General features: G+C 51.6%; 24 protein-coding genes. 12 read left to right on the forward strand and 12 right to left on the reverse strand.

Features of this window, described 5'->3' with window-relative positions:
• The first annotated feature begins 84 nt into the window (after positions 1 to 84).
• Positions 85 to 1,272: an efflux MFS transporter YdeE gene (gene ydeE / locus HVZ52_RS11395; RefSeq protein ID WP_131405911.1), complete on the forward strand. Its 1,188-nt coding sequence runs from the start codon at positions 85 to 87 to the stop codon at positions 1,270 to 1,272.
• Positions 1,273 to 1,312: 40 nt separating this feature from the next.
• Here the strand turns inward: ydeE and urtE are convergent, their stop codons facing one another.
• From urtE to urtA, 5 genes are read right to left on the reverse strand one after another with little or no spacing between them, the layout of a single operon-like run.
• A complete protein-coding gene (gene urtE, locus HVZ52_RS11400; protein WP_047359041.1) occupies positions 1,313 to 2,011 on the reverse strand; it encodes an urea ABC transporter ATP-binding subunit UrtE in 699 nt (232 codons plus the stop codon).
• A gap of 9 nt (positions 2,012 to 2,020) precedes the next feature.
• Positions 2,021 to 2,818: an urea ABC transporter ATP-binding protein UrtD gene (gene urtD / locus HVZ52_RS11405; RefSeq protein ID WP_016153067.1), complete on the reverse strand. Its 798-nt coding sequence runs from the start codon at positions 2,816 to 2,818 to the stop codon at positions 2,021 to 2,023.
• Positions 2,818 to 3,891, reverse strand: a complete 1,074-nt coding sequence (gene urtC / locus HVZ52_RS11410) for an urea ABC transporter permease subunit UrtC (protein ID WP_181599255.1) — start codon at positions 3,889 to 3,891, stop codon at positions 2,818 to 2,820. Before urtC ends, urtD begins: the two co-directional genes overlap by 1 nt.
• Positions 3,891 to 5,465 (reverse strand): urea ABC transporter permease subunit UrtB, encoded by a 1,575-nt coding sequence (gene urtB / locus HVZ52_RS11415; protein ID WP_053389812.1) that lies wholly within the window; start codon positions 5,463 to 5,465, stop codon positions 3,891 to 3,893. The genes urtC and urtB overlap by 1 nt, the downstream gene beginning before the upstream one ends.
• A 43-nt stretch (positions 5,466 to 5,508) precedes the next feature.
• Positions 5,509 to 6,780, reverse strand: coding sequence for an urea ABC transporter substrate-binding protein (gene urtA / locus HVZ52_RS11420; protein WP_016156478.1), 1,272 nt, complete (start codon positions 6,778 to 6,780; stop codon positions 5,509 to 5,511).
• Between the two features lie 486 nt (positions 6,781 to 7,266).
• On the opposite strand from urtA, the gene mgtS reads away from it, so the two are divergent.
• Complete coding sequence (gene mgtS / locus HVZ52_RS11425) at positions 7,267 to 7,362, forward strand: protein MgtS (RefSeq protein WP_003032406.1); 96 nt, start codon at positions 7,267 to 7,269, stop codon at positions 7,360 to 7,362.
• A gap of 740 nt (positions 7,363 to 8,102) precedes the next feature.
• Here mgtS and dcp read toward each other — a convergent pair.
• On the reverse strand, positions 8,103 to 10,148 hold the full coding sequence (gene dcp / locus HVZ52_RS11430; protein WP_181599256.1) for a peptidyl-dipeptidase Dcp: 2,046 nt from the start codon (positions 10,146 to 10,148) through the stop codon (positions 8,103 to 8,105).
• A 137-nt stretch (positions 10,149 to 10,285) separates the two neighbouring features.
• Here dcp and ydfG point away from each other — a divergent pair, with 137 nt between their 5' ends.
• The 3 genes from ydfG to ydfZ all read left to right on the forward strand — a co-directional run bounded on the left by ydfG (position 10,286) and on the right by ydfZ (position 12,187).
• Positions 10,286 to 11,032, forward strand: a complete 747-nt coding sequence (gene ydfG / locus HVZ52_RS11435) for a bifunctional NADP-dependent 3-hydroxy acid dehydrogenase/3-hydroxypropionate dehydrogenase YdfG (protein WP_181599257.1) — start codon at positions 10,286 to 10,288, stop codon at positions 11,030 to 11,032.
• 86 nt (positions 11,033 to 11,118) lie between these two features.
• On the forward strand, positions 11,119 to 11,805 hold the full coding sequence (locus tag HVZ52_RS11440) for a GntR family transcriptional regulator (protein WP_181599258.1): 687 nt from the start codon (positions 11,119 to 11,121) through the stop codon (positions 11,803 to 11,805).
• Between the two features lie 178 nt (positions 11,806 to 11,983).
• Positions 11,984 to 12,187 carry a putative selenium delivery protein YdfZ gene (gene ydfZ, locus HVZ52_RS11445; RefSeq protein WP_003032393.1) on the forward strand — a complete coding sequence of 68 codons (204 nt, stop codon included), beginning with the start codon at positions 11,984 to 11,986 and terminating at the stop codon, positions 12,185 to 12,187.
• Between the two features lie 74 nt (positions 12,188 to 12,261).
• On the opposite strand, the gene HVZ52_RS11450 is transcribed toward ydfZ, so the two are convergent.
• The 5 genes from HVZ52_RS11450 to HVZ52_RS11470 form a co-directional block, all read right to left on the reverse strand.
• Positions 12,262 to 13,728: a mannitol dehydrogenase family protein gene (locus tag HVZ52_RS11450; RefSeq protein ID WP_153690375.1), complete on the reverse strand. Its 1,467-nt coding sequence runs from the start codon at positions 13,726 to 13,728 to the stop codon at positions 12,262 to 12,264.
• 165 nt (positions 13,729 to 13,893) lie between these two features.
• Positions 13,894 to 15,273 carry an MFS transporter gene (locus tag HVZ52_RS11455; RefSeq protein WP_047359036.1) on the reverse strand — a complete coding sequence of 460 codons (1,380 nt, stop codon included), beginning with the start codon at positions 15,271 to 15,273 and terminating at the stop codon, positions 13,894 to 13,896.
• Between the two features lie 53 nt (positions 15,274 to 15,326).
• Positions 15,327 to 16,346, reverse strand: a complete 1,020-nt coding sequence (locus HVZ52_RS11460) for a Zn-dependent oxidoreductase (RefSeq protein WP_181599259.1) — start codon at positions 16,344 to 16,346, stop codon at positions 15,327 to 15,329.
• 13 nt (positions 16,347 to 16,359) lie between these two features.
• The gene (gene rspA, locus HVZ52_RS11465) at positions 16,360 to 17,574 is read right to left on the reverse strand and encodes a starvation-sensing protein RspA (RefSeq protein WP_016153056.1); all 1,215 of its coding nucleotides are present in this window, start codon (positions 17,572 to 17,574) and stop codon (positions 16,360 to 16,362) included.
• Positions 17,575 to 17,681: 107 nt separating this feature from the next.
• Positions 17,682 to 18,008, reverse strand: coding sequence for a YnfA family protein (locus tag HVZ52_RS11470; RefSeq protein WP_016153055.1), 327 nt, complete (start codon positions 18,006 to 18,008; stop codon positions 17,682 to 17,684).
• A 153-nt stretch (positions 18,009 to 18,161) separates the two neighbouring features.
• On the opposite strand from HVZ52_RS11470, the gene HVZ52_RS11475 reads away from it, so the two are divergent.
• Both HVZ52_RS11475 and speG read left to right on the forward strand, forming a co-directional pair.
• Positions 18,162 to 18,503: a DUF1283 family protein gene (locus HVZ52_RS11475; protein ID WP_016153054.1), complete on the forward strand. Its 342-nt coding sequence runs from the start codon at positions 18,162 to 18,164 to the stop codon at positions 18,501 to 18,503.
• Positions 18,504 to 18,538: 35 nt separating this feature from the next.
• Positions 18,539 to 19,099, forward strand: a complete 561-nt coding sequence (gene speG, locus HVZ52_RS11480; protein WP_006684613.1) for a spermidine N1-acetyltransferase — start codon at positions 18,539 to 18,541, stop codon at positions 19,097 to 19,099.
• Between the two features lie 7 nt (positions 19,100 to 19,106).
• Here speG and HVZ52_RS11485 read toward each other — a convergent pair whose 3' ends face one another.
• The gene (locus HVZ52_RS11485; RefSeq protein WP_029139534.1) at positions 19,107 to 19,817 is read right to left on the reverse strand and encodes a YnfC family lipoprotein; all 711 of its coding nucleotides are present in this window, start codon (positions 19,815 to 19,817) and stop codon (positions 19,107 to 19,109) included.
• A gap of 102 nt (positions 19,818 to 19,919) precedes the next feature.
• Here HVZ52_RS11485 and HVZ52_RS11490 point away from each other — a divergent pair, with 102 nt between their 5' ends.
• The 5 genes from HVZ52_RS11490 (at position 19,920) to dmsD (ending at position 24,956) form a co-directional block, all read left to right on the forward strand.
• On the forward strand, positions 19,920 to 20,228 hold the full coding sequence (locus tag HVZ52_RS11490; protein WP_085951053.1) for a DUF1161 domain-containing protein: 309 nt from the start codon (positions 19,920 to 19,922) through the stop codon (positions 20,226 to 20,228).
• Between the two features lie 148 nt (positions 20,229 to 20,376).
• Positions 20,377 to 22,815 carry a selenate/tellurate reductase subunit YnfE gene (gene ynfE, locus HVZ52_RS11495; protein WP_181599260.1) on the forward strand — a complete coding sequence of 813 codons (2,439 nt, stop codon included), beginning with the start codon at positions 20,377 to 20,379 and terminating at the stop codon, positions 22,813 to 22,815.
• A gap of 10 nt (positions 22,816 to 22,825) precedes the next feature.
• Complete coding sequence (locus HVZ52_RS11500) at positions 22,826 to 23,443, forward strand: DMSO/selenate family reductase complex B subunit (protein WP_181599261.1); 618 nt, start codon at positions 22,826 to 22,828, stop codon at positions 23,441 to 23,443.
• Between the two features lies 1 nt (position 23,444).
• A complete protein-coding gene (locus HVZ52_RS11505) occupies positions 23,445 to 24,299 on the forward strand; it encodes a DmsC/YnfH family molybdoenzyme membrane anchor subunit (RefSeq protein WP_016153049.1) in 855 nt (284 codons plus the stop codon).
• Positions 24,300 to 24,341: 42 nt separating this feature from the next.
• Positions 24,342 to 24,956 (forward strand): Tat proofreading chaperone DmsD, encoded by a 615-nt coding sequence (gene dmsD, locus HVZ52_RS11510; RefSeq protein WP_016156468.1) that lies wholly within the window; start codon positions 24,342 to 24,344, stop codon positions 24,954 to 24,956.
• Positions 24,957 to 25,018 lie beyond the last annotated feature (62 nt).

Consider the following 25,018-nt stretch of genomic DNA (forward strand, 5'->3'; position numbering starts at 1 on the left):
ATTGAGTGTACATCACACTTTTAGCATGCTATTTGTTTCTGATATCTAAAAAAAACATAACAACATGCATTGTCGGGCAGGAAAATGAATATCTCTCTGAGAAGGTCCACTCTCGCGTTACTCGCGTCATCATTGTTATTAACGATTGGGCGTGGCGCCACGCTGCCCTTTATGACGATCTACCTCAGCCGACAGTACAATCTGAGCGTCGACCTGATCGGTTATGCGATGACGGTCGCACTGACCATTGGCGTCGTGTTCAGCCTTGGCTTTGGTATTCTGGCCGACAAGTTTGATAAAAAACGCTATATGCTGCTGGCTATCTGCGGCTTTGCCTCTGGCTTTATTGCTATTCCACTGGTGCATAACGTAGCGGTAGTGGTTTTGCTCTTTGCCCTGATCAACTGCGCCTACTCCGTCTTCGCCACGGTGCTGAAAGCCTGGTTTGCCGATAATCTCTCTGCGACCAACAAGACAAAAATTTTCTCGCTTAACTATACCGTGCTGAACATCGGCTGGACCGTAGGCCCACCGCTGGGCACGCTACTGGTGATGCAAAGCATTAACCTGCCGTTCTGGCTCGCTGCTGCATGTTCAGCACTCCCTCTGGTGTTTATCCAGACCTGGGTAAAACGTTCACCAGCAGCATCAGAAGGTTTGAACGCCGCAGTTTGGTCCCCCTCGGTACTGCTACGCGACAGAGCATTATTCTGGTTTACGCTGTCAGCATTTTTGGCGTCATTCGTTGGTGGTGCCTTCGCGTCCTGTATTTCGCAATACGTTATGGTGGTTGCAGACGGCGATTTTGCCGAGAAAGTGGTGGCAGTCGTCCTGCCTGTTAACGCCGCCATTGTGGTATCACTGCAATATGCCCTCGGGCGCAGGCTCACCGCCACCAATATCCGCCCGCTAATGACTGTAGGCACGCTGTTCTTTGTGGTCGGTCTGGTTGGCTTCACTTTCTCCGGCAACAACCTGGTGTTATGGGGCATTTCTGCGGCCTTTTTCACTATCGGTGAGGTCATTTACGCGCCGGGTGAATACATGCTCATCGACAACATCGCGCCTGCAGGAATGAAAGCCAGCTATTTTTCCGCCCAGTCGTTAGGCTGGTTGGGCGCAGCGGTAAACCCATTAGTCAGCGGCGTCATTTTAACCACATTGCCACCGTGGTCGCTGTTTGTGGCGCTGATGGTGGCGATCGTTCTTGCCTGGGCGCTAATGATAAAAGGTATGCGCGCCAAACCCTGGGGCCAGACGGCGGTCTGCTAATGATGATCGCGACAGAGCCAAAGCTGCTCTGTCGCGAATCTCAAATGGCGACCAGCCCTCGAACGCCTTCGGATTCCATATTTTTACCGTCACCGCTTTGAATAATGCTGCCTCGCGACATGAGTAAGTATTTGTCGGCCAGTTGCTGCGCAAAATCATAGAACTGCTCCACCAGCAAAATGGCCATGTCACCCCGGTGCGCCAGTTGAGAAATCACCTGCCCAATTTCTTTAATCACTGACGGCTGGATCCCCTCCGTGGGCTCATCGAGGATCAACAACTGCGGGCGACTGGCCAGCGCTCGTCCAATCGCCAGTTGCTGCTGTTGCCCGCCGGACAAATCTCCGCCCCGCCGATGTTTCATCTCCTGTAGAACCGGAAAGAGCGCATAGATATCATCCGGCACACGTCTGGCCTCCTGTGCTGAAAAACGGGAAAGGCCGAGCAGCAGGTTCTCTTCTACCGTCAGACGCGGGAAAATATCGCGCCCCTGTGGTACATACGCCACCCCGGCCCTGACCCGCTGATGCGGCTTCCAGTGAGTGACATTTTTCTCCTGCCAGAGCACACTCCCACTGCGGGCAGGAATAAGGCCCATCAGGCACTTCAGAAGCGTCGTTTTCCCCACGCCGTTACGCCCCAGCAGACATGTCACCTCGCCGATACGCGCCTCAAAGTTCACACTTCGCAGAATATGGCTGCCACCATAATATTGATTCAGTTCTTTCACCTGCAGCATCTGTGCTCCTTAACGCCCGAGATAAACTTCAATAACCTGCTCGTTGGCCTGCACTTCGCGCAGACTTCCCTGAGCCAGAACGCGTCCCTGGTGTAAGACCGTGACGCGATCGGCAATGGTTTCGACAAATCCCATATCGTGCTCAACAACCATCAGCGAGTGCTTCCCGGCAAGCTTACGAAACAGCTCCGCAGTGTATTCCGTCTCCGCATCCGTCATACCCGCCGCGGGTTCATCCAGCAGCAGTAAATGCGGCTCCTGTACCAACAGCATGCCAATTTCGAGAAACTGTTTTTGCCCGTGAGAAAGCAGCCCGGCGCGGCGGGCCCGCTCGTTGCCCAGCCGCAACAGCGCCAGTATTTCATCTATACGATCCCGTTGTTCGCCGGTGAGGCGCGCCCGTAAAGAGCCCCAGACAGATTTATCGCTTTTCAGCGCCAGCTCCAGATTCTCCTCCACCGTTAACGCTTCAAATACCGTGGGTTTCTGAAACTTCCGCCCAATACCCTGACGTGCAATGGCGATGGGGTCCAGCGTTGTTAAATCGGTCGACTGATCGTATATCGCCCGACCACTTTGCGGTCTGGTTTTGCCGGTAATAACATCCATTAGCGTCGTTTTTCCGGCACCGTTGGGACCAATGATGCAACGCAGCTCCCCAACGCCAATATTGAGCGTGAGATCCGTTAACGCCTGGAAGCCATCGAAGTTAACGTTAATTTTTTCCAACTGGAGCACCGGGTCCGTTTGGTTGCGAAACCGATCGCCAGGCATCTGGCGAGTAAAAAGCCCTTCATCTGGCTGCATTATTTGTCTCCCTTGCGAAACAGCCCCATCACACCACGAGGTAAAAACAACGTAACGCCAATAAAGATCAGGCCAAGAAACAGCTGCCAGTATTCCGGCATAATGACGGTAAACAGACTTTTAGCGCCGTTCACCAGTACGGCGCCAAATACCGGGCCAATCAGGGTTCCACGCCCGCCGAGGGCAACCCAAATCGCCGCTTCTATCGAGTTGGTCGGCGACATTTCGCTGGGGTTAATGATTCCCACCTGCGGAACATACAACGCCCCCGCCAGGCCGCACAGCACGGCGGAAAGCGTCCACACCAGCAGCTTGAAACCTTTCGGATCGTAACCACAGAACATCAGACGGTTCTCGGCGTCGCGCACGGCGGTGAGAATTCGACCAAACTTACTGCGGGCCAGCGCCAGTCCCAGCCATATTGCCAGCACCAGCAGCATGACCGTCGCCAGAAACAGCGCGATACGGGTTGAGGTCGCGGTCACCGGAAATCCCAGAATGGTGGTAAAGCCGGTAAAACCGTTATTTCCCCCAAAGCCGGTTTCGTTGCGGAAAAACAGTAACATTCCGGCGAAAGTCAGGGCCTGGGTCATGATGGAGAAATAAACCCCTTTGATTTTTGAACGGAAGGCAAACCAGCCAAATACCAGCGCCAGCAGGCCCGGCACCAGCACAACCAGCAACATCGCCCAGATAAAATGTTGCGTTCCCCACCAAAACCAGGGCAGCTCGGTCCACGACAGAAACGACATAAAGGCCGGTAATCCTTCGCCGGAAGCCTGGCGTATCAGGTACATTCCCATCGCATATCCCCCCAGCGCAAAGAAAATACCGTGGCCCAGCGAGAGCATTCCCGCATAGCCCCACACCAGATCCAGCGCCACAGCCACAATGGCATAGCAGAGAATTTTCCCGGCCAGAGTCAATGTCCACACCGATATGGCCAGCGGATGATCCGCAGGTAACAGCGCCAGAAATGGCAGAATAATCAGCGCCAGCAGTAAACCCAGCCCCAGGATGCGTGTCGCGCGCGGCGCTTTACGCGCCAGCGTTAATGTCATTGGCATCGTCATCAGTCAATAACCCTCCCTTTCAACGCGAACAGCCCCTGAGGACGTTTCTGAATAAACAAAATAATCAGCACCAGAATCATAATCTTACCGAGAACCGCTCCCACCTGTGGCTCAAGAATTTTGTTGAAGATCCCAAGCCCAAACGCAGCGGCTACACTCCCCGCGAGTTGTCCCACGCCGCCCAGCACCACCACCAGAAACGAATCGATAATGTAGCTTTGCCCCAGCTCCGGTCCTACGTTGCCTAACTGCGAGAGCGCTACGCCCCCCAGTCCGGCAATCCCTGAACCAAGACCAAAGGCCAGCATATCCACTCGTCCGGTAGGTACGCCGCAGCAGGCCGCCATATTGCGATTTTGCGTCACCGCACGTACGCGCAGTCCGAGACGGGTTTTATTCAACAACAGCCAGGTGAAGAACAGCACCAGAATGGCAAAGCCAAACACCACAATTCGGTTCCACGGCAAAATCAGATTGGCATAAACCTGAATGCCCCCGGAAAGCCATTCCGGATTAGCGACTTCAAGGTTTTGCGCGCCGAAGGACATACGCACTAACTGGATAAGCATCAGACTGATCCCCCACGTTGCCAGCAGGGTTTCGAGCGGACGCCCGTATAAATGGCGGATCACTCCGCGCTCGAGTAGCATTCCAACCCCAGCGGTAAGCAAAAAGGCGACCGGAAGCGCAATAACCGGATACCAGGCCAACCATTGCGGGAAAAACTGGCCCATCAGCTGTTGCACCATCCAGGTACCGTAAGCGCCGAGCATTAACATCTCACCATGCGCCATATTAATGACGCCAAGTAAGCCGTAGGTTATCGCCAGACCCAATGCCGCCAGCAGCAAAATGGAGCCCAGCGACAATCCCATAAATGCCTGTCCAAGAAGATCGCCAACCTTCATGCGATGCGCGATGGCATTCAGGCTTTCGTCAGCGGCAGCACGAACGCGGGCATCAGGTTCATGTTCAGCATGGGTGAATGGCTGCAGGCGTGCCTGGGTTTCAGGATCGTTCGACGCCCCTAGCAGTTCGATTGCCTGACGTCTGATCTCAGGCGAGGTGCTCGTCAGTTGCAGGTTTGCCAGTGCAATAGCCAGTAAGGATTTCACGTCAGCATCGGGCTCCTGGGCCAGTCGTTGCTGCAAAAACGGCAGCATCCCCGGCTGGGCCTCACGCTGTAATGTACGCGCTGCCCCGCTCCTTTGCGTGACGCTGTCACTTAATAGCTGGTGGACGGCCAAGGTTCCGGCAACCAGATTACGCAGGCGGTTAGTCAGGCGGATTTTTTTTAGCTCGCCGTTCGGACCTGCCGCCGTTCCTAGCGGTTGTACGTGCGACCCGTTCATGATGAACGCGTTTTTCGCGTTATCTGTCAGCAGGTTCTCATCACTCAGCGCTTTGAGCACCGGCAAGCGTTGAACGTCGGGTTTTACCGACCATTGTTCTAGCAAGGCGGCCTGCTGAGTCCGGTTGGCGGCGGTAAAGGTATCGGCATCTGCGGCCTGCGCTATCCACGGCAAAAGCCACGTCAGCAACAACACACCACGAATAAAGCGCATGGCTTTCATGAGCATTCTCCAAAGCGTTGCCCTCCCGCAGGAGGGCGTAAGATCAGTTGCTGGCGGTTTTAACGGGCTGTTCAGATTTTTTATCATTACCGGCGATATACGGACTCCACGGCTGGGCGCGAACCGGCGCTTCGGTTTGCCACACCACGTTAAACTGGCCGTTGCCTTCAATCTCGCCAATCATGACGGGTTTATGCAGGTGATGGTTGGTCGCATCCATGGTCAGGGTAAATCCTGATGGTGCCGCGAATGATTGTCCTGCCATAGCCGCCCGGACTTTATCCACATCGGTAGTTCCGGCTTTTTCTACTGCCTGCGCCCACATATGCAGGCCAACATAAGTGGCTTCCATAGGGTCGTTGGTCACCACCGAATCAGCATTCGGCAGCTTATGCGCTTTAGCATACGCCCGGTAATCCGCGACGAACTTCTTGTTGGCCGCATTATCTACGGACTCAAAGTAGTTCCACGCAGCCAGGTTGCCCACCAGCGGTTTAGTATCGATACCGCGCAACTCCTCCTCACCCACAGAGAATGCCACCACCGGAACATCCGTGGCTTTCAGGCCCTGGTTCGCTAACTCTTTATAGAATGGAACGTTAGAATCCCCGTTGATGGTCGATACCACCGCCGTTTTTCCCCCTGCGGCGAATTTTTTAATACTGGCAACAATGGTCTGGTAATCGCTGTGTCCGAATGGGGTATACACCTCTTCGATGTCTTTATCGGCCACGCCTTTCGAATGCAAAAAGGCGCGTAAAATTTTGTTAGTCGTACGCGGATAGACATAGTCCGTACCCAGCAGGTAGAAGCGCTTAGCGCTGCCGCCGTCCTCACTCATCAGATACTCAACCGCCGGGATCGCCTGCTGATTAGGCGCAGCGCCGGTATAGAAGACGTTAGGCGACATCTCCTCACCTTCATATTGCACCGGGTAAAACAGCAGACCGTTCAATTCTTCAAATACCGGTAAAACCGATTTACGCGAAACCGATGTCCAGCAACCGAAAACCGCCGCTACCTTGTCCTGGCTCAGTAACTGACGTGCTTTTTCAGCAAATAACGGCCAGTTCGAAGCCGGGTCAACCACCACCGGTTCCAGCTTTTTGCCCAACACACCGCCCTGCGCATTGATTTCATTAATAGTCATCAACGCCACATCTTTCAGCGGCGTTTCGGAAATAGCCATGGTGCCGGATAACGAATGCATGATGCCAACCTTAATAGTGTCGGCCGCCTGAACACTAAAACTCATTCCCATTGCGACAACAGAGGCGGAAAGCGCAAAAGCTTTTAAAAATGTACGACGCTGCATAGTTTCACTCCTGAAATTAGTCTTGTTGAAAGCTCCGGTGCAGCCGGGCAGACATAACGGTGCAAATTAAGGGTATTCAGAAGTGATAAGGCAAAAACGATGCCAGATATTAAAACATCATATAAAATCAATGAATTAGAATTTTAGGCACAAAAATCAGTATTAATTTTTGCCGCCAGAAGGATTAATCGCGTGAAACATTGAACCACAATGAGACAACTCTGCATTATAAACGTGCAACAATCTGTGTCTGTCACACACGGTCATAACGGCGTGCCCCGGTATAAAAACATGGTTATTTGTTCGCAGATAACCGTGCCTTGTCACTATTATTTATTTTTCCCGACGTAATCACGTCAAAATTTTACTTTTCCGCCGAAATAATCACACAGTTCAGCCTTTGTTTAAGATTGAATTGCTACTATAGTCATAAGCGAGGTGAACTTAAGGTAAGAGAGGAAACTCACAAATAAAGGAGCATTTACTATGCTGGGTAATATGAATATTTTTATGGCTGTTCTGGGAATTATTTTATTTTCCGGTTTCCTGGCCGCGTATTTTAGCCACAGATGGGATGATTGATGAACGGAGATAGTCCTGAACCGACCCGGCCCCTTGCTGCGTAGCTGCACAAGGGGCCATTTTTTTACCTGAATTCCCCCTCCCGGCACCTTTTCCCTGATGTACAGATAAAAAAAAACCGCCGGATAAACCAGCGGTAAATGCTTGCATGGATAGATTTGTGTTTTGCTTTTATACGCTACCTGGCAATTCCCTGCGAAGATAACGGATAGTTGGCTAATCTATCATCGACAACCCCAATGAACGTTAAACGAAACGTAACTACCTTCTATAAGACATGTTGGCCGCTCATAAGATTCTTGCAAACCGTACAGTAATCCATGTCATCGCAATGGTTATAAAATGAGCTATTTATTGCTTCATAGTGTATGGTAAGCACCCCATCACAAGGACAATCAATATGTCGATACTCAAAGATATTAAGATGCGTACTTTACGACCAGTGAAAAGTACCTGTCCTCACTGCTGCCGCCAGTCAATGCACAGCCTGTCGAGAATAAAAAACAACATAACGTTAGTCTGCCCCAACTGCGGCAATACCTACCTTCCTTCCCAAAGCAAACCAGTCAAGTAACGTAAGAACAGGAAAACAATGCCGACCTTTCACCAGCAGCACTCCCTACCCGAGCGTCTCTATGAGATGCAAGGCATCAATACCCAACAACGATTCATTTTACTGAAGAAAAAATCCAGCTAACAACCGGGCACCACGCCCGGTTCAATTTTCTGGCTGACCAGTCTTAAGCGCTCAAGCCACGATGTTCCAGCATGGGTTCCATGCGCGGTTCACGCCCGCTCCACTGGCGATAAAGTTCAGTTAAATCAGTGCTGTTTCCGCGGGACAAAATTGCTTCGCGGAATTTCTGTCCGTTTTCACGGGTTAATCCGCCCTGCTCTACGAACCACTGATAGCCGTCATCGGCCAGCATTTGCGTCCACAGATAGGCATAATAACCTGCGGCATAACCGCCACCGAAGATATGGGCAAAATAACTGCTGCGATAACGCGGCGGCACGGCCTTGAGATCCAAACCTTCCGCCGCCAGCGCCTGCTGTTCAAATTGATCGACCGGATGAGATGACTCGCTCAACTCCAGAGAGTGCCAGCGCATATCCAGCAATGCAGCGCTGAGCAGTTCGGTCATGTCGTAACCTTTGTTAAACAGACTGGCCCGCTGCATTTTATCCCGCAATGCCTGCGGCATTTGCTCCCCGGTATCAACATGTCGGGCAAAACGGGCAAAGACCTGAGGATGGCTCGCCCAATGTTCGTTGATCTGTGAAGGAAACTCGACAAAATCACGCGGAGTGTTGGTTCCAGAAAGCGTGGCATAACGCTGAGTGGCGAACAGACCGTGCAATGTATGTCCAAATTCATGAAATAGCGTAATAACATCATCCCACAGCAGCAATGCAGGCTGATCCTGCGCAGGTTTTTGATAATTACAGACGTTGTAAATAACCGGTCTGGTTTCGTTAAGCAGCGATTGCTCAACAAAATTGCCCATCCAGGCTCCGCCGCTTTTTGATTCCCGGGCAAAGAAATCACCGTAAAATAGCGCCAACCCTACGCCATCATGATCGAATATTTCCCATACCCGAACATCCGGGTGATAAACCGGAATGTCGAATCGCTCAACGAATTTGATGCCAAAGAGTTGATTGGCCGTCCAGAAAACGCCCTCGTTCAGCACCGAATCCAGGGCAAAGTAAGGTTTGAGCTGTGCCTCATCAAGGTCATATTTCTCACGACGGACCTGCTCGGCATAAAACGACCAGTCCCAGGCCTCGGCGCTAAACGACTCGTGTTCTTGAAAGATAACGTTCTGGATTTCAGCCTGCTCATCCAACGCCCGCGCCCGCGCGGCTGGAACAATAGATCGCATAAATGTCAGTGCCGCTTCCGGCGTTTTTGCCATCTGGTCGGCAATTTTCCAGGCTGCGTAATTGGCAAAACCAAGCAGTTGCGCCTGCTGCATCCGGATTGCTACCAGTCGCTGAATAATAGCTCGCGTGTCGTTGCCATCATCATTTTCAGCCCGCATCCATGCGCGGGTGAACAGTTTTTCGCGGGTCTGACGATCGCGTAAAACCGCAAGCGCCGGTTGCTGTGTTGTGTTTAATAGCGGGATAACCCAACGCGCTTCAAGCCCTTTCGTCCTTGCAGCTTCGGCAGCAACGGCAATTTCTTCTGTGCTCAGCCCCTCCAGCTGCCGGATATCATCCACCACCATAGCACCTGACGTGTTTGCTGCCAGCAACCGTTGATTGAACTGGCTGGTCAGCGTGGCTGACTCCGTATTGAGCGCTTTAAGTTTGGCTTTATCGGTCTCGTTCAGACGGGCGCCGGCCAGTACAAAACGCTGATACACAACCTCCAGCAGACGTATTGATTCGCTATCCAGACTTAACGTACCACGCCTCTGCCAGACGGCTTCGACACGGGCGAAAAGCGCGCCATTGAGATAAATATCATTGGCAAGGTTCGCCAGCTCTGCGGAAAACTCTTCGTCAAGGCGCTGTAGTTCATCGTTGGTGTGCGCCGCCGTCATCGCGAAGAAAACGCTGGTCACACGCGTGAGCAGCACTCCGCTTTGTTCAAGCGCCAGCAACGTATTAGCAAAATCAGGAACCTGTGAGTTTTGCACAATAGCGTCGATCTCGGCGCGTTTTTGCCGCACGCCTTCATCAAACGCTGGACGATAATGCTGCACGTCGATTTGATCAAACTGCGGTGCCTGATACGGCAATGTGCTGTGATGTAAAAATGGATTCGTTAACGACATCTTTCACTCCTGAAAACGATTTGTTTACCAGAGTAGACTTCCCGGTAATCGACCGCAATCGCGTTAAGCAGGAATAGCTCTGAACGGAAATGACGTGCTATGGTAGTACTACATAAAAAGCGTTGAGGAACAGTGAGATGATCGTTTTAGTAACCGGAGCAACCGCAGGTTTTGGTGAGTGCATTACGCGTCGTTTTATTGAGAATGGGCATAAAGTTATTGCCACCGGACGCCGCCAGGAGCGCCTGCAGGAACTCAAAGATGAGCTGGGTGACCGCCTCTATACCGCGCAACTGGACGTACGTAATCGTGCATCAATTGAAGAGATGCTGGACGCCTTACCCGCTGAATGGCGCGATATTGATGTTCTGGTCAACAACGCGGGACTGGCGCTGGGCCTTGAGCCAGCCCACAAGGCCAGCGTTGAAGACTGGGAAAATATGATCGACACCAACAACAAAGGCCTGGTTTATATGACCCGTGCCGTTCTGCCAGGCATGGTTGAGCGCAACCGCGGTCATATTATCAATATCGGTTCTACCGCGGGAAGTTGGCCATACGCTGGCGGGAACGTCTACGGTGCGACCAAAGCGTTTGTTCGCCAGTTTAGCCTGAATTTACGTACTGACTTACACGGCACTGCGATTCGCGTTACCGACATTGAACCTGGTCTGGTTGGCGGTACGGAATTCTCTAACGTACGTTTCAAAGGCGATGACGCTAAAGCTGAAAAAGCCTACGAAAATACCACTGCGCTGACCCCGCAAGATGTTACAAAAGCGGTATGGTGGGTGGCGTCCTTACCCGCTCATGTCAACATTAACACCCTTGAAATGATGCCTGTCACACAGTCTTTTGCCGGACTGAGTATTCATCGGAGCTAATTTCTCTGCCCGGCCTTGCGCCGGGTATAGATAGCCTGAAATAAGTGATAAGATCTCCGGGTTAACTCTCTAAAAAGTAAGAATGAATGACCGTAGAAACGCAGCTCAACCCTACACAACCGGTAAATCAACAGATTTACCGTATTCTTCGTCGTGATATCGTGCACTGTCTGATTGCACCCGGTACGCCGCTGTCGGAGAAAGAGGTTTCCATACGCTTTAATGTGTCACGCCAGCCGGTACGAGAAGCATTCATCAAACTGGCAGAGAACGGTCTGATTCAGATCCGCCCGCAGCGTGGCAGCTACGTAAACAAAATTTCGCTGTCGCAGGTGCAGAACGGCTGTTTTGTTCGCCAGGCAATTGAATGTGCCGTGGTCCGCCGCGCCGCATCACTGATCACCGATAAACAGTGCTATCAGCTCGAACAAAATCTGCATCAGCAACGCATCGCGATTGATCGAAAACAAATCAATGATTTCTTCCAGCTAGATGACGAATTTCATCAGAAACTGGCTTTAATCGCCGAGTGCCAGCTCGCCTGGGACACCGTTGAGAATATTAAGGCCACGATTGACCGCGTTCGCTATATGAGCCTGGATCATATCTCTCCGCCTGAAATGCTGCTGCGTCAGCATCACGATATTTTTACCGCACTTGAGAAACATGATGGCGATGCCGTAGAGCGCGCAATGATGCTGCATCTCCAGGAAATTGGTGAGTCCGTTCAGTTAATCCGTCAGGAAAATAGCGACTGGTTCAGCGAAGATTAATATTACGCTCACCTCACACCGAGGTGAGTTTCTCCTCTCCCGCACATCTGCATAAAAAAAGCTGTGATTTTGATCGAAAACAAAAAAAATCATTAACGAGAAGCGTATTTATATTGCGCCCGTTACGTGGGACTAGAGCCCACGGGCTTTGACGGTAAGTTGGAAAGGAGAAAACACCATGAAAACATACGATCGTAACCGTAACGCAATCACCACTGGCAGCCGCGTCATGATTAGCGACACCGGACTTACAGGCCGCATTACAGCGATAGATACCGATGGCCTGACCGCGGAGCAAATTCGCCGCGGGAAAACAGTGGAAATCGAAGGGTGTGAAGGTAAATATGCCCCCCTCGAACTGATTCGTTTGGGCATGAACTAATTGGTGTGAATGCCAGAAAACAATGCGCCATCTGGCCCGTTTATAGCCAGATGGCGACTTAAATGATGTTCTCGTTACTTCAGTTTTGCTGCATACTTCGCAACGGTTGCTTTCGCCCCTTCAGCCAGTAAAGCAAGATAGGCTTGTGTGACCTGATTCTTGAACAATTCTACCTGCGGCAGTTCACGACCAAAAATAGCATCGATCGCCAGCAGCGCCTGGACACGATCTTCGCCCTCGTTACTGCTATGCACCGCTTTCTGGATCACCGGTAACAGCGGATCGCTGATTTCAATCGCCTGGCCCTGATCATCCACACCGCCGACGTAACGCATCCAGCCAGCCACGCCCAGCGCCAGCAGTTCAAAGTGGCTACCGTGCACAATGTGCCAGCGAATGGAGTCCAGCATACGCTGCGGCAGTTTTTGACTGCCGTCCATCGCGATCTGCCAGGTGCGATGACGCAGTGCCGGGTTGCTGTAGCGCTCAATTAACAGATCGGCATAGTGCGGAAGATCCACTCCTTTCACTTTTAACGTGGGCGCTTGTTCCTGCAACATCAGCGCGCGCGCGGCGAGGCGATAATTTTCATCGCCCATGCAATCGTTAATGTGCTGATATCCCGCCAGATACCCCAGATAAGCAAGGAAAGAGTGGCTGCCGTTGAGCATACGCAGTTTCATCTCTTCAAACGGAATGACATCAGCAACCAGCTCCGCTCCCGCCTTCTCCCATTCAGGGCGGCCAGCGACAAAGTTATCTTCTATAACCCACTGACGGAACGGTTCACATGCCACGCCTGCCGGGTCGCGTACGCCGGTAATGTGTTCAATTTTGTCCAGCGTATCCTGGGTAACTGCAGGGACAATGCGGTCAACCATTGTCGACGGGAATGTGACATGTTGTTCGATCCACGCAGCCAGTTCCGCATCCACCGCCCGGGCATACGCGGTGACAACATTGCGCATCACATGACCGTTTTCCGGCATGTTGTCGCAGGACATCACGGTAAAAGCGGGTAACCCCGCAGCTTTGCGGCGTGCAAGCGCCTCAACCACAACGCCTGGCGCAGTTTTTGGTTGTTTTGGATTTTGTAGATCGGCGGCAATCATCGGGTTGTCTAACATCAATTGACCGGTCGCCGGAGAATGGCAATACCCTTTCTCGGTAATGGTCAGGGAAACAATCGCAACCTGCGGTTCACTCATCGCAGCCAGCACGCTTTCCAGCCCATCAACCTGCGCATGCAGCGCATTTTTCACCACGCCCACGACTCTTGCAGTCCATGCATCTGCGGACATTTCTGCAACGGTATACAGGTTATCTTGCTGTTTCAGATCGGCAATCTGCTGCTCGCCGCCAATCAGGTTCACTTCGCAATAGCCCCAGTCACTGCCGTGATCTGCAGCGAGAATGTCAGCGTAAACCCCCTGATGTGCGCGGTGAAATGCGCCAAACCCCAGATGAACAATACGCGGGACCAGTTTTGTACGATCGTAGTCGGGAAGTGCAGCCTTTGCCGTTAAGAGCTTGTTTTGCATGGTATGACCTACTTATCAATGAAATCAGGATTGATTCAGAGTAACGCCTGTATGGTTGTATGTTTTGATTTGCATTAAGCTTTTAATGATTGGTATGACATCACTTAAAGCTGTGTACCAGCATAAACGGAGAACGAACGCCTCCGTTCATGCTGCGGCTGTGGATTAGCTTGTCTGGGTCGCTGAACAACGCATCTTATCGGCTTTACTCACCTCAGCAGCATCCTCAAGCGCACTCAGATCGCGGTCTTTCACCTCTGGCATCAGCAGCGCGGAAACCAAACCGATCAGTGAGTAGGCAATTATCATCACCAGAATTGGCCACCAGGAGTTAGTCATGTTACAGAAGATACCAGCCAGAACCGGACCAAAACCAACGGCAACCAGCCCACCCGCCTCTTTTGAAATCGCCATGCGTGTGAATCGGTTACGGGCACCGAACATTTCAGCCATGGTAATATTTTCGAGAGCAAATAATCCCAATACGGCAAAGTTATGAATAACAATCAGTGCCGTCATAATAACGCCCGGACTATACGTTTTATCCACGACGATTGAGAGCATTGGGTAAGCCAGAATAATTGCCGAAATATTCAGAATAATATAAGGCAACCGGCGACCAAACTTATCAGACAACCAGCCGAGCAGCGGTATCGTAATAAATCCTAGTACCGAACTAATCATTAAAGCATCGGTGGGTATTGATTTATCAAATAACAACGTCTGCACTAAATACCCAGCAAGGAAGGTTTGGATTAACCCAGAGTTACCCGCCTGTCCAAACCGTAAACCGGTTGCCAGCCAGAAGGATTTACTGGTAAACATCGCCCCTAGTGTATTTTCCGACGAATTATTTAATGCAGGAGAATTTTCCTCATCATTAACTTTCTCAAATACCGGACTTTCTTTGAGGTTCATACGTAACCAGATGGCAAAAATCATTACCACGACACTTGCCAGGAACGGAATTCGCCAGCCCCAGGCTAACAGTTCTTCCCGGTCAAGAGCAAAGAACATCACAGCCCAGATAGCAGTTGCACTAAGGGTTCCACAGTTTGTCCCCATGGCGACAAGCGAGGAAATGATGCCGCGTTTGCCTTTTGGCGCATACTCAGCAAGCATAGTCCCTGCGCCCGAGATTTCAGCCCCCGCGCCAAGCCCTTGTACGATACGCAGCGTCACCAGCAATACGGGAGCAAAGATACCGATTTGCGCATACGTTGGCAGTACGCCGATTAATGTTGTGCAGATCCCCATCATGGTGATGGTAATAAACAGCACCTTTTTACGCCCAATGCTATCTCCCATTTTGCCAAATATAAATGCTCCGACGATACGAGCAATATATCCTGCACCATAGGTACCCATTGCTAAAATGAGCGCCATCGCTGCAGACTGTTCCGGGAAAAATATCTCATGGAATACCAGCGCGGCCCCCAGAGAATATAATTGGAAATCCATAAATTCGAGCGCAGTACCTAACCATCCGGATACGGCGGCTCTGACCAGATCCTTCGTTGATCTTTCGTGTTTTTCTTGATTCATATTGGCTATCTCTAAGAGGTAAGATGCGTACCACTTACTCGCAGTTATTTATATTATTCAGTGAATGTGAGTAAAACTTTGCAGCAGTGCTGCTGATCTTTCTCAAACAATTCAATTGCGTCGGTAACGTGGTGATAGTCAAAAGTATGGGTAATAAGTTGGTTAGGATCGACAAGTCCGTTGACTAACCAATCAATAACAACCGGGAATTTGTTCGCATTTAATCTTGAGGAATAAATTGAAAGTTCTTTCCCGGTAATGCCTTGTTGAACAATCTGACAAGGATCGTTGGAGAAGCCCATCAGAACAATCCGCGCGGCTGGCGATGCCAGCGTGATAGCCTCCTGTAAAATAGATGGATGACAAGCTGCATCCACGATGATGGTCGGTTTTAGCCCTTTTTCCGTCAGGAAATCTTGCAACGATTGCTGACTATTATTGACTGCCCAGTCTGCACCGCACTGCTTCGCCATGCTAAGGCGTTCATCGATTCTGTCAGCAATCACCACGGTTTTTACTTTATAGACACGTTTAAGCGCCTGTACGGTGGTCAGCCCCATAGGACCCGCGCCATAAATCAGCGCAATATCGTTTTCTGTTGGATTTATTTGCCCGGTTACGTTTGCGGCGATGGTAAAAGGCTCAACCATAACGGCATGCTCATCAGGCACGGCATCGGGGATCGTCCAGGCATTTTTCTCTGGCACGACAGCGTACTCGCTAAAACCGCCATCGCGATGCACGCCCAGCACCACCAGCGATGTGCAAACGTTAGGTTTACCAATTGAACAGGGATAACAATGTCCGCAACTGATAACCGGATCAACTGATACTCGCTCGCCCATTCGCGAACGGTCAACACCTTCACCTACCGCATCAATCACGCCAAAAAACTCGTGGCCAATCACGCGTGGGTATTTTGCAAATGGATTGTGTCCGCGATAAATATGGCTGTCAGAACCACAAATTCCCGCCAGTTTCACCCTAACCCTGACTTCGCCTGCAGAGGGTTCTGGTACCGGTAGCTCGGCAATATTCAGCGTATTCGGTTTTTCAATCACAATACTTTTCATAGCAAATCACTCCTTACCAGTTCCACAACGTGCCATCTTCCAGACGAGCAACAGGCAGATATGCAGGGTCATACGGATATTTCGCCGCCAGCTTTTCATCAAACTCGATCCCAAGACCTGGTTTGTCTCCAGGATGCATATAGCCGTTATCAAAGGTCCAGTTGTGCGGGAACACTTCCAACATTTGCTCGGAATACCCCATATATTCCTGTACGCCGAAGTTCGGCACCCACAGATCAAAGTGCAACGCAGCGGCCATGCATACTGGAGACAGATCGGAAGGTCCATGCGAACCGGTACGTACCTGATACAGCGACGCAAAATCGGCAATTCGACGCATGCCAGTGATACCGCCCGCATGGGTGATGGTGGTGCGGATATAGTCGATCAGTTGCTCTTCGATAAGCTGTTTGCAGTCCCAGATGCTGTTGAAAACTTCCCCTACCGCAATCGGCGTGACCGTATGCTGGCGGATCAGGCGGAAGCATTCCTGGTTTTCAGCCGGGGTTGGGTCTTCCATCCAGAACAGACGGTATTGCTCGATGCTTTTGCCGAAACGGGCCGCTTCAATTGGCGTCAGACGGTGGTGCATATCGTGCAGAAGATGTTCGTTGAAACCAAACTTGTCGCGCACGGCTTCAAACAGTGTTGGCGTGAAATCGAGGTATTTCTCCGTTGACCATAACTGCTCTTCTGGCCACTGCCCTTTGGTGGCGGGTTCGTAGGCCAGTCCTTTGCCTTTAGACATACCGTAAGTGGTTTTCATACCCGGCACGCCGCACTGCACGCGAATTGCTTTAAAGCCCATCTCTTTATGACGCGCATAATCTTCGAGTACGTCATCAACGGTATGGCCTGTGGTGTGACAGTAAACCATAACGCCTTCACGAGATGCACCGCCGAGCAGCTGGTACAACGGCATATTCGCCGCTTTCGCTTTGATGTCCCACAATGCCATATCCACCGCGGAAATCGCCGACATGGTGACCGGACCACGACGCCAGTACGCGCCTTTGTAGAAAAACTGCCAGATATCCTCAATTCGGTGCGCATCGCGACCAATCAGCTGCGGACAAACATGATCTTTCAGATAGGACGCTACGGATAACTCGCGTCCGTTTAAAGTGGCATCTCCCAGCCCAGTGATCCCATCGTCTGTCGTAATTTTCAACGTGACAAAATTACGCCCCGGACAGGTGACAAACACTTCAGCCCCAACAATCTTCATTTCTTATTCCTTGCATTTGTTCTTGTGATGCAGGAAATTTACCCAACTGAGCTACTACCATACAAGTATGAAGATCAAAAAAACGCTGATTGATCACAAAAAAGGCGCTATGCGCGCCCCCATCCAGCCACAATAATCAGCATGCCGCACAATGCCACCAGCGCGCCTGACCAGTCGTACAGGCTAAGTTTTACGCCGTCAACAATGCGTAGCCAAAGCAGCGCTGTCACCACGTAAACTCCACCATAGGCCGCGTACACACGCCCGCTTGCTGCCGGATGCAGCGTCAGTAACCAGACGAATAAGGCCAGTGACATCCCGGCGGGTATCAGCAGCCAGGCCGTAGCCCCTCGCTTAAGCCAGAGCCAAGGTAAAAAGCAGCCAATGATTTCGCATAACGCGGTGATGAAAAAAAGGAATGTGGTCTTAAGCATTGATGTTATTCAGTTACCTTCGGTTTAACCATGATACGACAGAATGTCGTTAGCGTATCCATCTCCGCTGAGTGGGTATGCCCGCAAGCCAGAATAGTGTAGAATTTAGCCCTGTTTTATTGTTTTTTCCCTTTCCCATAAAAGGAATTCACCATGAATATTACACTGACCAAACGCCTGTGCCTGACGGCTATGCTGACGCTGGCTGCGGCTGTGTACACCTCTTCCGCATTTGCTGAAACCAGTAAATTGATCATTGAATCCGGGGACAGTGCGCAAAGTCGTCAACAGGCAGCAATGGAAAAGGAACAATGGAACGATACGCGTCAGCTACGCCAGAAGGTCAACAAGCGTGCAGAGAAAGAGTGGGACAAAACCGACGCAGCTTTCGATAGCCGTGATAAGTGCGAACAGAGCGCTAATATTAATGCGTACTGGGAGCCCAACACCCTGCGCTGCCTCGACCGCCGCACTGGCCGCACCGTTGCCCCATAATGATTGCACTTTGAAAGATATTGAAAGGATACGATATGACTAGCGCCCTCAGTGTTAAGTTGCGCCCGCTGGAGCGTGAAGATTTACGATTTGTCCATCAGCTTGATAACAACGCCAGCGTAATGCGTTACTGGTTTGAAGAGCCTTACGAAGCATTTGTTGAGCTGTCAGATCTATATGACAAGCATATCCACGACCAAAGCGAACGTCGCTTTGTTGTGGAATGCGACGGTGAAAAAGCCGGACTGGTGGAGCTGGTTGAAATTAACCATGTGCACCGCCGGGCAGAATTCCAGATCATTATTTCGCCGGAATATCAGGGCAAAGGTTTGGCTTCCCGGGCTGCTAAGCTGGCGATGGATTACGGCTTTACCGTACTTAACTTATATAAGCTGTATCTGATCGTTGATAAAGAGAACGAAAAAGCCATCCACATCTACCGTAAACTCGGCTTTATGGTCGAAGGCGAGCTGATTCATGAATTCTTTATCAACGGTCAATACCGCAACACTATCCGCATGTGTATCTTCCAGCAGCAGTATCTGGCAGAACATAAAACGTCAGGTCCTAACCTGCTGCAACCTACCGCTCAGTAAAGACTGACTAATAGTAATCGATGGTGTTTTCAATCGAGTAATGGTGTTCAACTGCCGGCTTCACGCTCTCGTCAACGATAACAAGCTGGCAGTTGACCGGATTAGCATAGTCATCATACTTGCACGTTTGTTTTACATTACCTAACGGATGGTTATTGAGCAGACTTACCGCGGTGTAATCCAGCTTCTTTAACGGGTCAACCGACGGTTTGGCATCAACCTGCAAGGTATTGTCCTTATTGACGGTGGTTTTACCCAGCGGGTAGCCTTCCGCATCATAGCGATATTGCACCTTCATCTCTTTTCCCGTGGCGGAAACGACAAAACCGTTATCGTCGGTATCCCATACCACGCCCGCCGCAGGCAGTTCTGCTAACTGACATTTACCCTGTAAGCGGATCCGTTTTTCCAGCGTTTTGGCGTCCCGGTAATAGTTAGCATCCAGGACCAACGCCATGCCGGTATTGCTTTCAATATCATGCAATTCAAGCGTATCGAAGCACCCTTCCTGTGAGAGCGTACCGACAACGCGCTTGGTGACTTCACCTTTGTCATTAAGCAGCGTCTGGCTGAAATCTTTAACCGGCCCGCGCAGCGGATCGAAATCAAATTCATTGGAAAAACTGGCCATTTCCGGCGTAAAGGAATCCAGGCCTTTGGCGTTATCACACCCGGCCAGCACGACGCACAGGAAACCTAATAAGATCTTTTTCTTCACATTTTTCACCGGGATAAGAAGATAATTCTCAATCATATTAGCAAATACAGTTATTTACACCAGAAATGCTAATCTTAGTCCAGGTCGATCATAAAGGAGCTGATGATGAAATACATAACAGGAATTGCCGCGCTCTTACTGGCCGTCGCGTCCCCGCAGGTTTTGGCGGCACCGGCGTCATGTGAACGTGTGAAAAGTGATATCGAACAGCGCATCATTAATAATGGCGTTGCTGAATCCAGCTTTACGCTGAACATTGTCCCCAACGATCAGGCCGATCAGCCTGATTCACTGGTCGTGGGACATTGTGCAAACGATACGCACAAAATTCTCTATACCCGAACCAACAGTGGCAACGCCCCTGCCAATAGCACCCCTGCCCAGGACGGGCACGTCGCCGAACCGCAATAAATCACGCCCTCCGTACGCGGAGGGTCACTCCAGTTTGATATGCATTAAGATGACATACCCATAAGTGGGTAAACTCAAACCATTATTAGCATGCTATTAATTTCGTTATAGAAATTAATATATAGCGATAACTATAATGGGGTGAGTAATGTCAAAAACTGAGCAATATGGAGGCATTAGCCGCAGGACGTTAGTGAAATCCTCGGCAATCGGTTCGCTGGCGCTTGCCGCGGGTGGGCTGTCGTTACCTTTCGGAATGCGCACTGCCGCCGCAGCGGTACAGCAGGCGATACAACCCGTTGAAGAAAAAGTGGTTTGGGGCGCTTGTTCCGTAAACTGCGGCAGCCGTTGTGCCCTGCAACTCCACGTCAAAGATAATGAAGTCGTATGGGTGGAGTCCGATACGACCGGGAACGATATTTATGGTCAACACCAGGTTCGCGCCTGTTTGCGTGGCCGCTCAATCCGTCGACGGATCAATCATCCGGATCGCCTGAATTACCCCATGAAGCGCGTAGGCAAACGTGGTGAAGGTAAATTTGAGCGTATAAGCTGGCAGGAAGCACTGGACACCATCAGTGCCAGTTTGAAAAATACCGTGCACAAATACGGTAACGAGGCCGTGTATATCAACTACACCTCTGGCATTGTAGGCGGCAACATTACTCGCTCCTCCCCTTATGCCTCGCTGGTCGCTCGCCTGATGAACTGCTATGGCGGATTCCTGAGTCATTACGGCACCTACAGTACCGCACAAATCGCGGCGGCAATGCCTTATACCTACGGTTCAAACGAAGGCAACAGCACCTCCGATATCGAAAACACGAAGCTGGTGGTGATGTTCGGCAATAATCCCGCCGAAACGCGTATGAGCGGAGGTGGAATAACTTACTTCCTGGAACAAGCCAGGGAGCGCTCTAATGCCCGGATGATCGTCATCGACCCGCGTTATACCGATACCGCAGCGGGTCGTGAAGATGAATGGATCCCTATTCGTCCAGGCACCGATGCTGCATTAGTAGCCGGAATCGCCTGGGTCCTGATTCACGAAGATCTCGTTGACCAGACGTTTCTGGATACATACTGCATTGGTTACGACGAGAAAACCCTGCCCGCCGACGCACCCGCTAACGGGCACTACAAAGCCTATATTTTGGGCAACGGCGATGACGGTATCGCTAAAACTCCCCAGTGGGCCTCACATGTTACCGGGATCCCAGCCGAGCGCATTATCAAACTGGCTCGGGAAATCGGCAGTACAAAACCCGCATATATTTGTCAGGGCTGGGGTCCGCAACGCCAGGCTAACGGCGAGCTGACCTCACGCGCAATCGCGATGCTGCCAATCCTGACTGGCAACGTTGGCATCAACGGCGGCAATAGCGGTGCACGAGAATCAACCTACACCATCACGATTGAGCGTATGCCGCTGCCAGAAAATCCCATTAAGACCCAGATATCCTGCTTTAGCTGGACCGACGCAATCGTCCGGGGCCCGGAAATGACCGCTACCCGCGATGGCGTACGTGGGAAAGATAAGCTCGACGTGCCGATTAAATTTATCTGGAACTACGCGGGCAACACCATCACCAATCAGCACTCAGATATCAATAAAACGCATGAGATCCTTCAGGACGACACGAAATGCGAAATGATTGTGGTCATCGAAAACTTCATGACCTCTTCGGCCAAATATGCCGATATTCTGTTGCCTGATTTAATGACCGTCGAACAGGAAGACATCATTCCTAACGATTATGCAGGCAACATGGGTTACCTCATTTTTATTCAACCCGCGACGTCGCCTAAGTTCGAGCGCAAACCGATCTACTGGATAATGAGTGAAGTCGCAAAACGTCTTGGCGATGATGTCTATCAACGGTTTACTGAAGGCCGTACCCAGGAGCAGTGGCTTCAGTATTTGTATGCAAAAATGCTGGCTAAAGACCCCGCGCTCCCGACTTATGACGAGCTGAAAAACATGGGGATCTATAAGCGCAAAGATCCTAACGGACACTTTGTCGCCTATAGAAAATTCCGCGAGGATCCACAGGCCAACCCGCTCAAAACACCGTCTGGCAAGATTGAAATTTACTCCAGCCGACTGGCGAAAATTGCCAGTACATGGGAACTGCAAAAGGACGAGGTAATCAGTCCGCTTCCCGTTTATGCATCCACGTTTGAAGGGTGGGATGACCCGAAACGCAGTTCATACCCGCTGCAGATGTTTGGTTTCCACTACAAATCCCGCACCCACTCCAGCTACGGCAATATCGATGTTCTCCAGGCGTCCTGTCGTCAGGAAGTATGGATAAATCCCGTCGATGCCCAAAAACGGGGGATTGCAAATGGCGATATGGTGCGAGTCTTTAACGATCGCGGTGAACTGCGTATCCCGGCAAAAGTAACACCACGAATTTTGCCCGGAGTAAGCGCAATGGGCCAGGGTGCATGGCACGATGCCGATATGGCTGGCGATAAGATTGACCACGGCGCCTGCGTCAATACGCTGACAACTCAGCGCCCGTCTCCGCTGGCAAAAGGCAACCCACAGCATACTAACCTGGTCGAGATCGAGAAGGCATAAGGACTAACCCATGACAACTCAGTATGGATTTTTTATTGATTCCAGCCGTTGCACGGGGTGTAAAACCTGCGAGCTGGCCTGCAAAGATTACAAGGATCTCAATCCCGACGTCAGTTTCCGGCGTATTTACGAATACGCTGGAGGCGACTGGCTGGAAGATAACGGCGTCTGGCAACAGAATGTCTTCGCCTACTACCTCTCCATTGCCTGTAACCACTGCGAAGATCCGGCCTGCACCAAGGTTTGCCCCAGCGGCGCTATGCATAAGCGTGAAGATGGTTTTGTGGTGGTGGATGAAGACATATGCATAGGCTGTCGCTACTGCCACATGGCCTGCCCGTACGGCGCACCGCAGTACAATGCCGCCAAAGGTCATATGACCAAGTGCGATGGCTGTCATGACCGCGTGGCCGACGGCAAAAAGCCCATCTGCGTCGAGTCCTGTCCGCTGCGCGCGCTGGACTTTGGCCCAATTGATGAGCTGCGCAAAAAGCACGGTGAACTGGCGGCGGTCGCTCCGCTGCCAGGTGCGCACTTCACCAAACCGAGCATTGTGATCAACCCCAACGCCAATAGCCGCCCGACCGGGGATACCACGGGTTATCTGGCGAATCCGCAGGAGGTGTAACATGGGCAATGGATGGCATGAATGGCCGCTGGTCCTGTTTACGGTGCTGGGCCAGTGCGTGGCCGGTGCGCTGATAGTGAGTGGCTATGGCTGGCTGACCGCTAAAGACGAGGTGGCAAAACAACGTATCGTGCGCAGCATGTTTTTTCTGTGGCTGGTGATGGGCATCGCCTTTCTCGCCTCGGTAATGCACCTGGGTTCGCCACTGCGCGCCTTTAACTCGCTGAACAGAGTTGGCGCATCTGCGCTGAGTAACGAAATCGCCAGTGGTTCACTGTTTTTCGCCGTTGGTGGCCTGTGGTGGCTGGTGGCGTTTCTCGGTAAAATGCCCGCAGCGTTAGGTAAAATCTGGCTGCTGGTGGGCATGCTGCTGGGTCTGGTATTTGTGCTGGCGATGACCAGCGTCTACCAGATAGACACTGTCCCGACCTGGTATAACGGCTACACTACGGTGGCATTTTTTATGACGATGTTGCTAAGCGGACCGCTGTTTGCCGCCCTGCTGCTGCGTGCTGCGGGTGTTTCCTCTGGCACCGCCAGATTCGCCTACGTGAGCGTTTTGGCCCTACTGGTGATCGTGGTGGTTATTGTTCTGCAGGGGCTATCTCTCGGCGGGATCCACAGTTCGGTGCAATCCGCCAGCGCGCTGGTTCCCGACTACGGAAGCTTGCAGGTCTGGCGCATCATTCTGCTGGCCGCCGGTCTGGGCTGCTGGATATGCCCGCTGATCCGTCGTAAAGCACCATCCGTCGGCGGCCTGGCGCTGGGCTTAGTGTTAGTCCTCGCCGGTGAAATCATTGGCCGCGGATTGTTTTACGGTTTACATATGACAGTCGGAATGGCTGTTGCAGGTTAACTTTCGGGTGCGGGGCAACCCGCACTGTTCAGGATTGTTTGCATGACCCATTTTTCGCAAGGTGACAACTTTTCTACCGCGGCGCGCGTACTCGGCGCACTGTTTTACTATGCGCCAGATAGCGCGGAAGCCTCTGCATTAGTCAGCGCGTTAAGAGCCGATGGCTGGCAGGCGCAGTGGCCGCTCGATCAGGCAATGCTTTTCCCGCTGGCAGCACGGCTACAAGCCGAGGTCGATGAGCCTCTCCCGCAGGCCTGGCAACGCCTGTTTGTCGGTCCATATGCGCTACCCTCTCCGCCCTGGGGATCTGTCTGGCTGGATCGCGAAAACGTGTTGTTTGGCGACTCTACGCTGGCACTTCGTCAGTGGATGCGGGACAACGGCATCCAGTTTGCCATGCAGCAAAATGAGCCAGAAGATCACTTTGGTTCACTGCTGTTGCTGACGGCCTGGCTTGCTGAAAATGAACGCCACATCGAGTGCGAACAGCTGCTGGCCTGGCATCTGTTCCCGTGGTCATCCCGCTTCCTTGATGTGTTTATCGAAAAAGCTGATCACCCGTTTTACCAGGCGCTGGGGGAGCTGGCCCGTCTGACGCTGGCGCAATGGCAGTCGCAGTTACTGATCCCGATAGCCGATAAGCCACTTTTTCGTTAGTTTCACCACAGGCAGGATGTGTCCTGCCTGTGTAGCATCCTGTTGCGCACGCTGAGCTTTTG

The sequence above is a fragment of the Citrobacter sp. RHB36-C18 genome (assembly GCF_013814485.1).
Lineage (GTDB): Bacteria > Pseudomonadota > Gammaproteobacteria > Enterobacterales > Enterobacteriaceae > Citrobacter > Citrobacter braakii.

What these genes read in the sequence shown, in the direction of transcription:
- urtC (WP_181599255.1), bottom strand. Translation starts at nt 3,891, where the DNA reads ATGACGATGCCAATGACATTAACGCTGGCGCGTAAAGCGCCGCGCGCG.
- urtB (WP_053389812.1), bottom strand. Translation starts at nt 5,465, where the DNA reads ATGAAAGCCATGCGCTTTATTCGTGGTGTGTTGTTGCTGACGTGGCTT.
- HVZ52_RS11440 (WP_181599258.1), top strand. Translation starts at nt 11,119, where the DNA reads ATGACCGTAGAAACGCAGCTCAACCCTACACAACCGGTAAATCAACAG.
- HVZ52_RS11460 (WP_181599259.1), bottom strand. Translation starts at nt 16,346, where the DNA reads ATGAAAAGTATTGTGATTGAAAAACCGAATACGCTGAATATTGCCGAG.
- HVZ52_RS11500 (WP_181599261.1), top strand. Translation starts at nt 22,826, where the DNA reads ATGACAACTCAGTATGGATTTTTTATTGATTCCAGCCGTTGCACGGGG.
- urtD (WP_016153067.1), bottom strand. Translation starts at nt 2,818, where the DNA reads ATGCAGCCAGATGAAGGGCTTTTTACTCGCCAGATGCCTGGCGATCGG.
- ydfG (WP_181599257.1), top strand. Translation starts at nt 10,286, where the DNA reads ATGATCGTTTTAGTAACCGGAGCAACCGCAGGTTTTGGTGAGTGCATT.
- urtA (WP_016156478.1), bottom strand. Translation starts at nt 6,780, where the DNA reads ATGCAGCGTCGTACATTTTTAAAAGCTTTTGCGCTTTCCGCCTCTGTT.
- rspA (WP_016153056.1), bottom strand. Translation starts at nt 17,574, where the DNA reads ATGAAGATTGTTGGGGCTGAAGTGTTTGTCACCTGTCCGGGGCGTAAT.
- dcp (WP_181599256.1), bottom strand. Translation starts at nt 10,148, where the DNA reads ATGTCGTTAACGAATCCATTTTTACATCACAGCACATTGCCGTATCAG.
- speG (WP_006684613.1), top strand. Translation starts at nt 18,539, where the DNA reads ATGACTAGCGCCCTCAGTGTTAAGTTGCGCCCGCTGGAGCGTGAAGAT.
- HVZ52_RS11455 (WP_047359036.1), bottom strand. Translation starts at nt 15,273, where the DNA reads ATGAATCAAGAAAAACACGAAAGATCAACGAAGGATCTGGTCAGAGCC.
- HVZ52_RS11505 (WP_016153049.1), top strand. Translation starts at nt 23,445, where the DNA reads ATGGGCAATGGATGGCATGAATGGCCGCTGGTCCTGTTTACGGTGCTG.
- ydfZ (WP_003032393.1), top strand. Translation starts at nt 11,984, where the DNA reads ATGAAAACATACGATCGTAACCGTAACGCAATCACCACTGGCAGCCGC.
- HVZ52_RS11475 (WP_016153054.1), top strand. Translation starts at nt 18,162, where the DNA reads ATGAATATTACACTGACCAAACGCCTGTGCCTGACGGCTATGCTGACG.
- HVZ52_RS11490 (WP_085951053.1), top strand. Translation starts at nt 19,920, where the DNA reads ATGATGAAATACATAACAGGAATTGCCGCGCTCTTACTGGCCGTCGCG.
- mgtS (WP_003032406.1), top strand. Translation starts at nt 7,267, where the DNA reads ATGCTGGGTAATATGAATATTTTTATGGCTGTTCTGGGAATTATTTTA.
- dmsD (WP_016156468.1), top strand. Translation starts at nt 24,342, where the DNA reads ATGACCCATTTTTCGCAAGGTGACAACTTTTCTACCGCGGCGCGCGTA.
- ydeE (WP_131405911.1), top strand. Translation starts at nt 85, where the DNA reads ATGAATATCTCTCTGAGAAGGTCCACTCTCGCGTTACTCGCGTCATCA.
- urtE (WP_047359041.1), bottom strand. Translation starts at nt 2,011, where the DNA reads ATGCTGCAGGTGAAAGAACTGAATCAATATTATGGTGGCAGCCATATT.
- HVZ52_RS11470 (WP_016153055.1), bottom strand. Translation starts at nt 18,008, where the DNA reads ATGCTTAAGACCACATTCCTTTTTTTCATCACCGCGTTATGCGAAATC.
- ynfE (WP_181599260.1), top strand. Translation starts at nt 20,377, where the DNA reads ATGTCAAAAACTGAGCAATATGGAGGCATTAGCCGCAGGACGTTAGTG.
- HVZ52_RS11450 (WP_153690375.1), bottom strand. Translation starts at nt 13,728, where the DNA reads ATGCAAAACAAGCTCTTAACGGCAAAGGCTGCACTTCCCGACTACGAT.